Raw genomic sequence first — 13,597 nt, 5'->3', positions numbered from 1 at the left:
TATGCGTGCGCAGATCAGTTATCAGGGTTTGAGCGTGCGGCCGCGCTTGCCGCGCAGCACCGCCACGCCTATAAGGCAGCCATGATCATTCTTGCCGTCTTGCCTGCGCGCCGCGCTGGATCGCACGAATTACCAGCCCGGCGCTCTGACGCGTCAGGGTTGCCGGGACTGTTGCGCGCCGCTTCCGGCCGCGCCCTCCTCTTTTGCTCATCGCTTCATGAACATCTGGGCCGCCGCTTTTTCGCCGCCCGAAGACCAAGGATCACCGAATGTCCGCCGAGACTACCAACACGACCGCGCCCGATTATCGCGACACCGTCTTTTTGCCTGAAACCGATTTCGCAATGCGCGCAGGCCTGCCATTGCGCGAGCCCGAGTGGCTTGCCCGTTGGGAACGCCTCGATGTGTATGGCCAACTGCGCGCGAAAGCAGCAGGCCGGACACCCTTCACCCTACACGACGGCCCTCCCTACGCGAACGGGCATCTGCACATTGGTCATGCGCTGAACAAAACAATCAAAGATATGATCGTGCGCTCGCATCAAATGATGGGCCATGACGCGCGCTATGTCCCCGGTTGGGATTGCCACGGCCTGCCGATTGAGTGGAAAATCGAGGAACAGTACCGCGCTAAGGGCCTGAACAAGGATGACGTAGATATCGTTGATTTCCGGCAGGAATGCCGCAAGTTCGCGGAAGGCTGGGTCGATATCCAGCGTGAAGAATTCAAGCGTCTCGGCGTCGCGGGGAACTGGGCCGATCCCTATTTGACGATGAACTATCACGCCGAAGCCGTCATCGCGGAGGAATTCATGAAATTCCTGATGAACGGCACGCTCTACCAAGGCTCCAAACCGGTGATGTGGTCGCCCGTCGAGAAAACCGCCCTCGCGGAGGCGGAGGTCGAGTATCACGATCACACGTCGCATACGATCTGGGTTCGCTTCAAACCGCTGTCCGGCCTCGACGGGGCGTCGGTTGTGATCTGGACGACAACGCCTTGGACAATCCCGCAAAACCGCGCCGTCGCCTTCAACCCGACGATCAGCTACGCAATGTTCCGTATTGACGCCGCCGCGGAGAATGCGACGGCCGTTGTGGGAGAGACGCTGATCCTCGCGGATGCTTTGGTGGACGGCGTGATGACGCAAGCGAAGGTCACCGAATTCACCCGCGTGCGCGATGTCTCCGCCGCCGAACTCGAGGGCGTGATGCTCGCCCACCCGTATCGCGGCATCGCGGATGGCCAAGGCGAGTGGGATTTCGATGTCCCGCTTTTGCCAGGCGACCACGTGACCGATGAGGCCGGCACCGGTTTCGTGCACACTGCGCCGTCGCACGGCGATGACGACTACCAACTCGGCCTGAAATTCAAACTCCCGATGACGTATAACATCGAACCCGATGGCAGCTACCGCAAGGATCTGCCCCTCTTTGCAGGCCAGCATGTCGTCACGCCGGATGGCAAAGAAGGTCCGGCAAATGTCAGCAATATCAAAGCGCTGCACGGCGCGGGCGCGCTGTTGGCCAAAGGCAAGGTGAAACACTCCTACCCGCATTCGTGGCGGTCCAAAGCGCCGGTGATCTTCCGCAATACGCCGCAATGGTTCGCGGCGATTGATGCGAAGATGGATGATGGCATGGGCGAATACGGCGATACGATCCGCCAACGCGCCCTCAAATCCATCGAAGATCTGGTGCAATTCACACCTGTTTCGGGCAAAAACCGCCTGCATTCGATGATCGCCCAGCGCCCCGATTGGGTGCTCTCGCGCCAACGCGCTTGGGGTGTTCCGCTGACGTGCTTCGTCAAGACGGGCGCACGCCCGACGGATCCGGACTTCCTGCTCCGCAATGCCGACCTGAACGCGCGGATCACTGCGGCGTTCGAGCAAAGCGGAGCGGACATCTGGTACACGGACGGCTTCAAAGAAAAGATGCTGGACGGGATCGCAGACCCCGCCGCCTATACCCAAGTGTTCGACGTACTCGATGTTTGGTTCGATTCCGGCTCGACCCATGCCTTCGTTCTGCGCGATCGTGCTGACGGATCGGAAGATGGCATCGCAGACGTCTATATGGAAGGCACCGACCAACACCGTGGTTGGTTCCATTCGTCCTTGCTGCAAGCCTGCGCCACCAAGGGGCGTGCCCCCTATCGAGGCGTTGTCACGCATGGTTTCACGCTGGATGAGAAGGGCATGAAAATGTCCAAATCCCTCGGCAACACCGTCGTGCCAGCCGAGATCATCAAAGATTACGGCGCGGACATCTTGCGTCTGTGGGTCGCACAGGCCGACTACACGAACGATCAACGCATCGGGAAAGAAATCCTCAAAGGCACGGCCGACAGCTATCGCCGCCTGCGCAACACGATGCGCTATCTGCTCGGCGCGCTCAAAGGGTTCGACGAAGCAGAACGCTTGCCGTTCGATCAAATGCCGGAACTGGAGCAATGGGTATTGCACCGCCTCACCGAGCTGGATCACACCGTCCGCACCGGCTTCAAAGCCTATGACTTCCAAGGCGTATTCCAAGCCCTGTTCAACTTCTGCACGGTCGAGATGTCGGCATTCTACTTCGACGTGCGTAAGGATGTCCTCTATTGCGATGCGAGCAACTCCGTACAACGTCGCGCCGCGCGCACCGTAATGGATATCTTGTTCCACCGCCTGACAACGTGGCTCGCGCCGATCCTCGTCTTCACGATGGAAGATGTGTGGCTCTCGCGCTTCCCCGATGACGAGGCGACCTCGGTCCACTTGCAGGACTTCGCCGAAACGCCTGCCCAATGGGCAAATGCCGCACTGGCGAAGAAATGGGACGGCATCCGCCGCGCGCGTCGCACCGTGACCGCAGCACTGGAAATCCAGCGCACCGCGAAAGTCATCGGAGCATCGCTGGAAGCTGCGCCGATCGTCTATATCGACGACGCAGATCTGGCAGGCTCGCTTGCCTCCGTGCCTTTCAAGGACCTGTGCATCACCTCCGCGCTCACCCTGACTACGGACCCTGCCCCTTCGGAGGCGTTCCGTCTGCCGGAGGTGGCCGGCGTTGCCGTCGTCTTCGAGATGGCCGAGGGCGAGAAATGCGAGCGGTGTTGGAAAATCCTGCCCGACGTCGGCACGCACAGCCATGCGAAGACCTGCAAACGCTGCAACGACGCGCTCGGCTAAACCGCTGAAGAAGGTTAGGGGTGCCCTTGGGCGCCCCTTTTCTGATTATCCAAGTGGCGGATCATGACACTCACAGTCTTCCTCGCGACCCTATGCGCCGCGTTTTTTCACGCCCTTTGGAACGCCTTTCTCCGAACAAAGGGCTCTAAAATCTCTGCAATGACGCGCTTGTCGCTGTTCGAAATCCCGATCGGGCTCATGGTTGTCGCGGTTCTTCCAATGCCCAATCTCGCCGCGTGGCCTTGGGTTCTGGCGGCGGGTTGCGTTCATTTCATTTACAAAAGCTTCCTCGCCTTGGCTTATGAGCAAGGCGACCTCTCACGCGTCTATCCCATCGCCCGCGGCGCGGCGCCGATGGCGGTTGCGCTGTTTAGTGCGGCGTTTCTGGCCGATCAGATCGCGCCTCAAGGCTACGCCGGGATCGTGGTTCTCGGCTTGGGCATTTTGCTCATGGCGCGGGGTATTTTCACCGATGGCGAAAGCCGCCGCCTCCTTCCCTTCGCGCTTGGCTCCGCTGCCGCAACCGCCGTCTACACTGTGGTTGACGGGATGGGTGCGCGTATCGCTGGTGACGCGGTGGCCTATATCGGTTGGACATACATCATCGACGGCATTTTATTCGCAGGCGGGATGACCTTATGGCGAGGCACCGCTTGCCTTCGGGCTGCGCGGCGCGATTGGTTACTTGCCTGCGCAGGGTCCATCGCGTCATTTATCGCCTATGCCACCTCAATTTGGGCGATGACGCAGGCCCCCATCGCCGTGGTCGCCGCCCTTCGGGAAACCTCGATCCTGTTCGCCGTTTTGATCGGGTGGCTGTGGTTCGGGGAACGGATGTCGCGCAACAAGGCCATCGCCGCCCTATTGATCGTCGCAGGCGTGATTATCACCCGCCTCTGACCGATCAGCCCTCGCGATTTGTCAGGGGAATGATCTGCTGCACGATGCCGACCAAAACCAGATAGACCGACGTCACCATCAGACCCCAGTGCGCCCAGCTCGCGATGTTAAAATCGACCCAAGCAGCCCAGCCCGCAAAACCCGTCCAAGCGATTGCCATTGGCAATGACACGGTGCGCCAACGCATCGTGCGCGTAGGGTGGATAAATTTGAGCGGAGTGAACATCGCAACGCACAGCCCCAAGACAACCGCCAGCACCACACCGTGGCCGGGTTGGAGCGCAAACAAGACAAGGACGAGCATATTCCAGCACGCGGGAAAGCCCGCAAAGGAATTATCCTTGGTTTTCATGCGCGTATCCGAAAAATAGACCACGCTTGCATAGATAATCGCGACAATCGCGAGCCAGCCGGCCCATCCCTCCAGCATGCCCGATTTGAACAGCGCATAGGCGGGAATGAAGACGTAGGTGAGATAATCGATGATGAGATCCATCAAGACCCCGTCGTAAGTTGGCCAGTTCCGCTTGACGTCATAGCGGCGCGCCAACGGCCCATCGATCCCGTCGACAACAAGCGCCACGACAAGCCACAGGAACATCAGATCCCATTTTTCCTCGACCGCCGCCAGCATAGCCAGCATCGAAAGCACTGCACCTGTCGCAGTGAGAAGATGAACAAGAAGGGCTTTAATACGCAATGTCATGTCGTGTTCATGCCGCAAACGGCATCCGCTGGCAATGCTTGTGCAACGCGCCCTCTACTCCGTCGCACGACACCAAAGGGCCTGTATACCGCAAGAGCACTAGGTTACCTGCCTCTAAAAAGGCAGGCACCTTTCGTGTTTTCAGGTTGCGCGTTTCGCCCTTAAGAGGTCAGCGAGGTGCCATCCTCCGCCTCGGTCAGGCTCTCAAACAGCGCGTTGAACATCGACTCTGCGTCGGTTCCGCTCGCGTTCGAAGGCGGGGGTGGGGGCGGCGGTGGGGGCGGCGCGTCCTTGCGATCCGCTTTGTCGGTCGAAGTCGTCTCCTCGGTCGAAGCCGCTGAGGTTTGCGATTGCAGCGCCATGATCGACGAGGCACCAGAAAGAGACACTTGCATGGGATACTCCAGATTAACCCGCATTCGAGCGGTAGCATCACCATAGAACCGATGTATTAGCGCCCCGTTCACCGACGTGTAGCGTTTAAAATACCAGCTATTTTATCCCTCAAGCGCGCGGGTGCGAGGCGCGGTAGACTTCGAGCAATCTGCCTGCATCGACCCCGGTGTATATCTGCGTCGTTGAAACGGAGGCATGACCCAATAACTCTTGAATCGCGCGCAGATCTCCCCCCGCCGCCAGAAGATGCGTCGCGAAAGAATGACGCAGCGCATGGGGTGTGGCGGTTGCGGGCAGGCCCAATCGCATCCGCGCCTGCGCCATCGCTCCCGCGATCATTCGAGGGTTCAACGCCCCACCGCGCGCGCCCAGAAACAGCGCCTCCGTCGGGCCGACGTCAAACGGGCACTGTCGCAGATACTCGGCAACCGCGTCGCGTGCGGCGGGAAGAACAGGCACGATGCGTTCTTTCTTACCCTTACCAATGATCCGCAAAACCTCAGGCAGCGGCGCTTGACCGCGAACCAGCCCCAGCGCCTCGGAAATCCGCAAGCCGCACCCGTATAGCAAGGTCAGCACAGCCGCATCCCGCGCCGCGATCCAAGGCTCCATCGCTTGGGTGTCCACCTCCGAAATCATCGCCCGCGCGGCCTCTTGCGTCAGGGGGCGGGGCAAAGACCGCGTGTATTTGGGCGCGCGCGCCGATAAAACATGGGTAGGGTCAAAATCCTCACGCTGCGCAAGCCAGCGAATGAAGCTTTTGATCGACGAAAGCCGGCGCGCCAATGATCGCGCGCCGAGGCCCCGCGCCCGCTCATGCGCCATGAAGGCGCGCATGTCGGATTGCGAGACTGATTGAAACGCGCCCAACCCCAGTCCCGCGCCGTGGTGGTTCGATAAAAAGCCCAGAAAGCTCGAGATATCCGTCCGATAAGCCGTCAATGTATGATCGGACGCATCATCGAGGCCACGCAGATGATCCAGATATGTTGCGAGCGCCGCACTTAAGGCAGGGGAAAACCCCAATGCCATTACGATAGATACCGCTGCATCGCGCGCTCAAAAACGCCGGCGAAGAAGGTCAACAGATCGGTGCCCTGCGCCGGCTTGAACTGATGCGGATCTTCCGCCCCCATCACCAACAAGCCCGGCAGACGCCCCTTCCCCAGATCGAGCGCCATAAGGGCCTCCGAGCGGACCCAACTCGCAGCCTCGCCGTAAATCGCATCGGATTGCGGCAGGGTTTGGCGCAAGATCACTTGGCGCGGCGGCGTTGTGCGGCCAGCCCGCATGTATTCATCGATAAACCCCGGCTCGGCGACGCACAGCACATCGCCCAAGGATCGCAACGCCGGATCGTCATCGGAATTGAGGCTCTCCAGCACCAAGCGCACGCTGTCCACGCGCAATATCTCCGCGACATCCCCACTCAAGACGCGCAAGAACTCCTCGAACTCAACAGGCTCCAACAGGCGCGTAATTGCCCGGTGGATCTGGTTCGTGCCGGCCAGATTTTCATAGGCGGCGGCAATCACCGAGCGGTGCGCATCCTCAAGCCGGTCCAAGCGTTTTTCAAGTCGGTCCATCGCAACCCCGCGCAGATCGACGATATTGGCGCCCATCGCGCGCTCGTTTGCGGCCACCAGTGCACGCATGAGGTCGTGATCCTCCAAGATCATCTCGGGGTCGGAAATAATCTTGTCGCGCAGCTGCGCGGCGAGTGCTGTGTCGGTCATGCCTGAAATCTCGATCTTATCATTTTGAGCAACTATACCGCGATACGGATCGAAATGCAGCCCCCTTCCACGCTGCCCGATGTCACGACTTGATAACCGCTGACAGGGATGCCACACCCGACGCCAAAGCATAACAGACAGCCCCCAACGACGGGTGACAAGCCACCGCCCTGACGGACGCAAGACAGGAGCTAGAATGCAGGCCGCTCTGACCGAGGCTGGATATTTCGAGGAAGGCCAATTGGTCGCGGTCCTCACCGCTGAACCGATTGGCCGTCCGTTGGACTACCGCGCGCCTGAGGGGGGCTGCGCGCTCGGCGCTTATGTCGAGGTGCCGCTTGGCCCGCGCAAAGTGATGGGCGTCGTTTGGGGCGCGGGTGAAGGCGGTTACGATCTGGCCAAGGTGCGTCGCGTGATCCGCGTTTTGGATGTCGCGCCGATGCGCGAGGAGATGCAGCAGTTTTTGGTCCGCGCGGGAGATTACACCCTCACCCCCCTGCCCTTGATGCTCCGGCTGGCAACCCGCGCGCCGGGGCTTGCCGATGCGCCCGGATCGCGAAAAATCTACCGGTTGGGAACCGCCGCACCGTCGCGGATGACGGAAGCGCGCGGCAAGGTTATTGAGGTGTTACGCGCATACGGCGGGGTCGGCTTTTATCTGACGGAACTTGCCAAGCTCGCAGGCGTCACGCCGCAAGTCGTGAAAGGTATGGTTGCTTCGGGCGCCGTTGACGAAATCGACCAGCCTCGCGATCTCCCCTTCCCTCCCTTGGATGCAAATCGTCCGGGCAAAGAGCTCTCGGAAGATCAGTCAAACGCCGCCGCACAGCTGCGAACTGCGCTCCTGACAGGCGCTTACGGGACAACGCTTTTGAAAGGCGTAACGGGGTCGGGGAAGACGGAAGTCTATCTGGAAGCCGTCGCCGATTGCCTGCGACAGGGGCGTCAGGCATTGGTCTTACTGCCGGAAATTGCGCTGACTGCGGAATTTCTGGATCGGGTTGAGGCCCGCTTTGGCGCAAGGCCGGGCGAATGGCATTCGGGCGCCTCTATGTCCGAGCGTCGCCGCCTGTGGCGGATGTGTGGTGAGGGCGGTGTGCAATTGGTTGTCGGCGCGAGATCGGCGCTGTTTTTGCCGTTCCGTGACCTGGGTTTGATCGTGATCGATGAAGAACACGACACCTCCTACAAGCAAGAGGAAGGTGTGATGTATTCTGCGCGCGATATGGCCGTGTTGCGCGCGTCCTTCGCCTCTGCGCAAGTCGTTCTGGCCTCCGCGACTCCCTCGCTCGAGACATGGGTCAATGCCGAAGCGGGCAAATACCAGCGGATCAATCTTGCCGCCCGGTTTGGCGCATCGGAATTGCCCGAAATGGCGGCGATCGACATGCGCGCCGAGCAGTTGCAACCCAACAACTGGATCTCGCCCTCGCTCGCCAGCGAGGTGCGCGCACGACTAGCGGAGGGCGAACAATCGATGTTGTTTCTCAACCGCCGTGGGTATGCGCCCACCACAGTTTGCCGCGCATGCGGGCATCAGATCGGTTGCGATCATTGCGATGCGCGCATGGTCGAACACCGCTTTCTCAAACGCCTCGTCTGCCATCAATGCGGCGAGAGCAAACCGGTCCCCGACGTCTGCCCCGAATGCAAGGCCGAGGGCAAACTCGCGCCAATCGGCCCGGGGGTGGAACGGCTGGCGGAAGAGGTGTCCGAACGGTTCCCTGATGCGAAAATGGCCGTGCTGTCGTCAGATCTGTTTTCTTCGGCGCGCGCCCTGAAAGAGGCGATTCACAATATTGCCGCGGGCGGCGCTGATATCATCATCGGCACGCAGATCGTGGCGAAGGGGCATAACTTCCCGCTCCTGACGCTTGTCGGTGTCATCGACGCGGATCTTGGCTTGATGGGCAGCGATATGCGCGCGGCCGAGCGTACCTTCCAGCTGATGCGGCAGGTCGCAGGCCGCGCGGGCCGCGCCGAACGGCCGGGCCGCGCGCTGCTGCAAACCCACCAGCCTGAGCACCCTGTGATCCGCGCCATTTTGAGCGGGAATGAGGAAGATTTCTGGCGCGCGGAAGCGGAAGGGCGCCGCGCGGAGGGTGTGCCCCCGTTCGGCAAAATGGCTGGGCTGATCTTGTCCGGTCCTGAGCCGAAACCGCTGTTTGACCTTGGAGAAACACTGGCGCGCAGCGCCGGGCCCCTGCGCGCAATCAACGCGGAAGTTTACGGCCCCGCCCCCGCCCCGATCGCGCGTGTGCGCGGCAAACACCGCGTCAGAATGCTGATTAAAGCGCCCAAAGGCGCGGCGCTGCAACCGGCCATTAAAGCGTGGCTCGCCCCGTTGAAAATTCCAAACTCAATCCGCATTGCTGTAGATATCGACCCGCAGAGTTTCTGGTAACATCGAACCGCACGACGCAGATTAAACGCCAATTGCCAGAATGCTGCACAAGGGATACAGGTTTTCGCATGATCATTTCAAAACGCACCTACACCCTTGAAGAGGCACGTGCCCTGCCTCGCTGGCGCCGCCCCGATACGTTGCTGTACGTGATGGCAGCGGCGATGCCGATTGCCTTTGCAACATGGTCGGCCCTGCTCAATAACTTTGTGATCGAGGCGGCAGGCTTTACTGGGAAAGAGATCGGCTGGCTCCATTCAATCCGCGAAATTCCCGGATTGCTGGCGATCGGGGTGATCGTGTTGCTCTGGGCGATGCGCGAACAGGTTTTGGTGCTCGCGTCTCTCTTTTTGCTCGGCGTAGCGACAGCCATCACCGCAGCCTTCCCGAGCTTCGGCGGCTTGATGATCGTTACCTTCCTATCCTCTGTCGGCTTCCATTATTACGAGACAGTCAACCAATCCCTGCAGCTGCAATGGATCGACAAATCCCGCGCGCCCCAAACACTTGGCCGCATTGTGGCGGTCGGCTCAGGGGCCTCGCTGGCCGCCTATCTTTTGCTGATGCTGACGTGGAAGACCCTCGATCTCAGCTATATGACGGTCTACGCGATTTCGGGCGGGACGACGGCGCTCATCGCGATCGCTTGTGCGCTTTTATGGCCAAGTTTCCAATCGCCGGAGCCGCAACTCAAGACATTCGTCCTGCGCAAACGCTATTGGCTCTATTACGCGATGCAGATGATGGCGGGCGCACGGCGGCAGATTTTCGTTGTCTTCGCGGCGTTCATGATGGTCGAGAAATACGGCTTCGAAGTGCATGAGATCACAGGGCTGTTCGTGATCAACTTCTTCGTCAACATGCTGGCAGCACCGCTCATCGGGCGAGCCGTGGGCCGGTTTGGCGAACAAGCCGCGCTGGTGTTTGAATACTCGGGCCTGATTTTGGTCTTCCTCGCATATGGCGGGCTCTATATCTACAACTGGCCTGTATGGGTGGCCGGCGCGCTGTACGTGTTGGATCACCTGTTCTTCGCGATGGCCTTCGCCCAGCGTACCTATTTCCAGAAAATCGCGGATGCAGGCGATATCGCCCCGACGGCCGCCGTCGCCTTTACCATCAATCACATCGCGGCCGTGTTCCTGCCGGCGCTTTTGGGCTATCTATGGCTGACCTCCCCGGTGTCTGTGTTCGGCCTTGCCGCGGGCATGGCGTTTATTTCGTTGCTTTTGGCCCTGCTCATCCCGCGTCACCCCGAAAAAGGCAACGAGACCCGCGTCACCATGGCACTTGAACGGATCGGGCTACGGGCATAACCCCGCCCCGAAGGAGCCAGTCATGACAACACCCCCAACCCTGCCGCCGCGCTTCGAAATCACAGAAGCGGAGATCGAACAGGTCGTCGCGGCCTTCTACGCCAGGGTGCGCGCGCATCACCTGTTGGGGCCAATTTTTGGTGCCAAGGTCGAGGATTGGGAAAGCCATGAAGCAAAAATTGCGCGTTTTTGGAAGGGCGCGATTTTGCATCAATCCGGATATGAAGGCAGCCCGATGATGGCCCACCGCCGCGCCGGAAATGTCGAGGCGGGACATTTCCCGATCTGGCTCGGCCTGTTCGACGATACCTTGCGTCGCGAACTTGACCCGCTGCAAGCGGCCGGTTGGTCTGCGTTAGCGCATCGCATCGGGCAAGGACTACGCCAAGGTGTCGAAGATATCGGCCGCGCGAAAGGCGAAGTGCCGCGGTTCACATGAGGCTTAGCTCTCGGGCGTTTTGCTTCGGCCGAACAGGCCCGCCAAACCACGGCTGACCACCTGCGTCACACGCGGTTTGGGCAGCGCCTTGAACGGCATCGGTCGACAAACCTCCATCGCCGCCACCCCGACGCGCGCCGTCAAAGCCCCGTTGACAACCCCCTCGCCAAAGCGCCGCGAGACTTTCGACAATACACCCCCACCCGCAACCGTCTCGATAAAATCGTCGCCCACCGCGACAGCGCCCGTGGCGACCAAATGCGTCAGAACCGAACGCGCTAAACGCCATGCGCCAAACACTCCCGCGCGGCCTCCGTAAATCTCACCCAAACGCCGGATCATCCGAACATTCGACGTCAGCGCCGCGAAAACATCCGCCAAAGCCAGCGGTACAAGCGCCGTCACAGTCGCAACCTGACGCGCGGCGGCTTCGATTTCACGGCGCGCAGCCTGATCGAGCGGCGCCATCAACTCCGCCTCGGCAAGATCCAACAACGTTTCCGCGTCAAGGATTTCGCCCTCGCGCTCCCGCAGGCGCGCGAGCCCCCAAGCCTGTTCAGGCGCCTTTGCATATAGACCGGCAACCTTAGCAACCGCTTTGCGGGCGCTGGCCAAATCCGTGACCGACCGCACATCCTTTTGCACGCGGTCAAGCCGACCTAGCCGCGCATAGCCCGCCAACTCGCGCAGGATCATCACGGTGCAGGCGATTATAAACAAAGCCGTCAAAAACGCCCCGAGCCAACCAATTACCGGATTGGACGCGATCAACGCATCCAAGGCACGCCATGCCGATACCGACAGGATGAAGGTCAGCAATGCCACAAGTGAGCGCCAGAAGAAGCGGCTCACACCAGACGCGGGTTTGCTTGCGAGACGCGCCGCAATTTGCATGGCGCGCCCCTCCGAAACCGGCCTTTCCAAATCCGGAACAGGTGGCGCATCCGAAGGACTTGGATGTGGGCGATCCTGTGCATCGACTTCAACCATGACGGGTCCACGCCGTGGTGCGGATTGCGGTTTGGGGTCGGGTTGATCACTCACAGCTTATCTCCGATCAAAAATTGTGCGGCGCGATCCAGACGGATATGTGGCGGCCCCTCATGCGGGCGTAGCGTGATCGGCGCGGGGGCGAACCCCATGATCCCGTAATCCCCGTCCAACCAGCGTTGCGCCCCCGAGCGCGCAGGCGCCAGAAGTTGCGCAGGATCGGCGGGCAACTCCCCCGGATACAAAACCGCGGAACGACCGTCGAGGAGCTTGCCCCGCACTGCGGGCAACGGCCCGTCTTTATGCGGCAAATCTTCCTCCGTCGTCGTACGCAGGCTGGCGATCGACATCGCCTGCGTTGCGGCACCCGCGAAATCAGCCCTATCGCGCGCCTCGCGCAAAAGAGCTTCCGTTATCGCGGTCAGGCGCGGATGCTGCGTGTGATGGAGGTGATCCGCTTTCGTCGCCGCGAAGAGGATCTTCTCAATCCTTTTCCGCCCAAGCAGCGCGCCCAGAAAACCGGTTTGGCCCGGGCGGAACGCCGTCAAAATGGCCCCCATGGCGCGTCGTAAATCCTCCAGCGCTTCGGGCCCCGAATGCACCGCGCCAAGCACATCGACCAAAACAACCTGCCGGTCGATTTTTGCGAAATGGTCTCGGAAAAACGGCTTTACGATCTGCGACTTATACGCCTCAAACCGGCGCTCAAACTCACGCGCCAGCGAGCCGCGCGGCGCGGCGCCCTCGGGCAGCGGCGCGAAGGTGAGTGCCGGCGATCCTGCCATTTCACCGGGCAGGATGAACCGCCCCGGTGAGCAATCCGAAAACCCCGCCGCCCGCGAAGCATGGAGATGCGCGGTAAATGCGGCGGCCAAGCTCTGCGCGTCAGGCTCGTTCAATGCCTCTGCGGGCGCGTGAGCGGCCAGCGTCGCAAGATATTCGGGCCCCATCGGGCGACGCGGCAAGCGCGCGAGCGCCGCCTTGGACCAGTCACGGAAGGACAGCTCCAACAGACCAAGATCCAACAACCACTCGCCCGGATAATCAACGATATCGAGATGCAACGTGCGCGGGCCACGGATTGCGCCGAGAAGGCCCGAGGGCTGGATACGGAATGACAGGCGCAACTCCGAGATCGTGCGCGTCCCCTCCGGCCAATGCGGCTCGGGGCCGGTCAAAGCCGCCAGCATAGTCTCAAATTCGAAGCGCGGGACGGTGTCATCGGGTTGCGGCTGCAAGAATGCGGCCTGCACTTGGGCAGCGCCCGTCAAAGCGGGCATCCGGCCGCGATCCATCAGATTGGCAATCAGCGAGGTGATAAAAACCGTTTTGCCCGCCCGCGACAGGCCCGTCACCCCCAACCGGATCACCGGATCGAACAAAGCCTCTGAGGCGGAATCGATGCGGTTTTCGATCCCGCGTAGAAGATCGTCCGTCAAACTGCCAATACCCACCTTCGTCCCTCGCCTTAGCCCTTGCCACAAACATAAGCATCCTGCCGCCCCGCGGCTAGGGGCAAGCCGTCTTCGCGCGC

Annotated in this window: 11 protein-coding genes; 5 read left to right on the top strand and 6 right to left on the bottom strand. The window is 60.8% G+C overall.

What is annotated here, in order from left to right:
- Positions 1-269 precede the first annotated feature (269 nt).
- Both ileS and SJY32_RS15150 read left to right on the top strand, forming a co-directional pair.
- Positions 270-3,176, top strand: coding sequence for an isoleucine--tRNA ligase (ileS, locus tag SJY32_RS15155; RefSeq protein ID WP_376877237.1), 2,907 nt, complete (start codon positions 270-272; stop codon positions 3,174-3,176).
- Between the two features lie 63 nt (positions 3,177-3,239).
- Positions 3,240-4,076, top strand: coding sequence for a DMT family transporter (locus SJY32_RS15150; RefSeq protein WP_376877234.1), 837 nt, complete (start codon positions 3,240-3,242; stop codon positions 4,074-4,076).
- Positions 4,077-4,080: 4 nt separating this feature from the next.
- Here the strand turns inward: SJY32_RS15150 and SJY32_RS15145 are convergent, their stop codons facing one another.
- The 4 genes from SJY32_RS15145 to SJY32_RS15130 form a co-directional block, all read right to left on the bottom strand.
- Entirely contained in the window at positions 4,081-4,782 is a 702-nt protein-coding gene (locus SJY32_RS15145; RefSeq protein WP_376877230.1) for a CDP-alcohol phosphatidyltransferase family protein, read from the bottom strand.
- A 161-nt stretch (positions 4,783-4,943) separates the two neighbouring features.
- Positions 4,944-5,177 (bottom strand): hypothetical protein, encoded by a 234-nt coding sequence (locus SJY32_RS15140; protein WP_376877227.1) that lies wholly within the window; start codon positions 5,175-5,177, stop codon positions 4,944-4,946.
- Between the two features lie 109 nt (positions 5,178-5,286).
- Entirely contained in the window at positions 5,287-6,210 is a 924-nt protein-coding gene (locus SJY32_RS15135; RefSeq protein ID WP_376877224.1) for a tyrosine recombinase XerC, read from the bottom strand.
- On the bottom strand, positions 6,210-6,914 hold the full coding sequence (locus tag SJY32_RS15130; protein WP_376877222.1) for a DUF484 family protein: 705 nt from the start codon (positions 6,912-6,914) through the stop codon (positions 6,210-6,212). Before SJY32_RS15130 ends, SJY32_RS15135 begins: the two co-directional genes overlap by 1 nt.
- Before the next feature lie 196 nt (positions 6,915-7,110).
- Here SJY32_RS15130 and SJY32_RS15125 point away from each other — a divergent pair, with 196 nt between their 5' ends.
- From SJY32_RS15125 to SJY32_RS15115, 3 genes are all read left to right on the top strand, one after another.
- Positions 7,111-9,318 carry a primosomal protein N' gene (locus tag SJY32_RS15125; RefSeq protein WP_376877219.1) on the top strand — a complete coding sequence of 736 codons (2,208 nt, stop codon included), beginning with the start codon at positions 7,111-7,113 and terminating at the stop codon, positions 9,316-9,318.
- Positions 9,319-9,386: 68 nt separating this feature from the next.
- Positions 9,387-10,634 carry an MFS transporter gene (locus SJY32_RS15120; protein WP_376877216.1) on the top strand — a complete coding sequence of 416 codons (1,248 nt, stop codon included), beginning with the start codon at positions 9,387-9,389 and terminating at the stop codon, positions 10,632-10,634.
- A 22-nt stretch (positions 10,635-10,656) separates the two neighbouring features.
- Positions 10,657-11,073, top strand: coding sequence for a group III truncated hemoglobin (locus tag SJY32_RS15115; RefSeq protein ID WP_376877213.1), 417 nt, complete (start codon positions 10,657-10,659; stop codon positions 11,071-11,073).
- 3 nt (positions 11,074-11,076) lie between these two features.
- Here the strand turns inward: SJY32_RS15115 and SJY32_RS15110 are convergent, their stop codons facing one another.
- Both SJY32_RS15110 and SJY32_RS15105 read right to left on the bottom strand, forming a co-directional pair.
- Positions 11,077-12,117, bottom strand: a complete 1,041-nt coding sequence (locus tag SJY32_RS15110) for a YcjF family protein (RefSeq protein WP_376877210.1) — start codon at positions 12,115-12,117, stop codon at positions 11,077-11,079.
- On the bottom strand, positions 12,114-13,517 hold the full coding sequence (locus SJY32_RS15105; RefSeq protein ID WP_376877207.1) for a YcjX family protein: 1,404 nt from the start codon (positions 13,515-13,517) through the stop codon (positions 12,114-12,116). The genes SJY32_RS15110 and SJY32_RS15105 overlap by 4 nt, the downstream gene beginning before the upstream one ends.
- Positions 13,518-13,597: the final 80 nt, after the last annotated feature.

Source organism: Albirhodobacter sp. R86504, assembly GCF_042466415.1.
GTDB lineage: Bacteria > Pseudomonadota > Alphaproteobacteria > Rhodobacterales > Rhodobacteraceae > Albirhodobacter.
This window is presented reverse-complemented; position numbering and strand designations above follow the sequence as displayed.

Bases quoted from the DNA above. Each gene is read 5' to 3' on its own strand.
- SJY32_RS15115 (WP_376877213.1), top strand. From the start codon at position 10,657: ATGACAACACCCCCAACCCTGCCGCCGCGCTTCGAAATCACAGAAGCG.
- SJY32_RS15125 (WP_376877219.1), top strand. From the start codon at position 7,111: ATGCAGGCCGCTCTGACCGAGGCTGGATATTTCGAGGAAGGCCAATTG.
- SJY32_RS15135 (WP_376877224.1), bottom strand. From the start codon at position 6,210: ATGGCATTGGGGTTTTCCCCTGCCTTAAGTGCGGCGCTCGCAACATAT.
- SJY32_RS15130 (WP_376877222.1), bottom strand. From the start codon at position 6,914: ATGACCGACACAGCACTCGCCGCGCAGCTGCGCGACAAGATTATTTCC.
- SJY32_RS15120 (WP_376877216.1), top strand. From the start codon at position 9,387: ATGATCATTTCAAAACGCACCTACACCCTTGAAGAGGCACGTGCCCTG.
- SJY32_RS15140 (WP_376877227.1), bottom strand. From the start codon at position 5,177: ATGCAAGTGTCTCTTTCTGGTGCCTCGTCGATCATGGCGCTGCAATCG.
- SJY32_RS15150 (WP_376877234.1), top strand. From the start codon at position 3,240: ATGACACTCACAGTCTTCCTCGCGACCCTATGCGCCGCGTTTTTTCAC.
- ileS (WP_376877237.1), top strand. From the start codon at position 270: ATGTCCGCCGAGACTACCAACACGACCGCGCCCGATTATCGCGACACC.
- SJY32_RS15145 (WP_376877230.1), bottom strand. From the start codon at position 4,782: ATGACATTGCGTATTAAAGCCCTTCTTGTTCATCTTCTCACTGCGACA.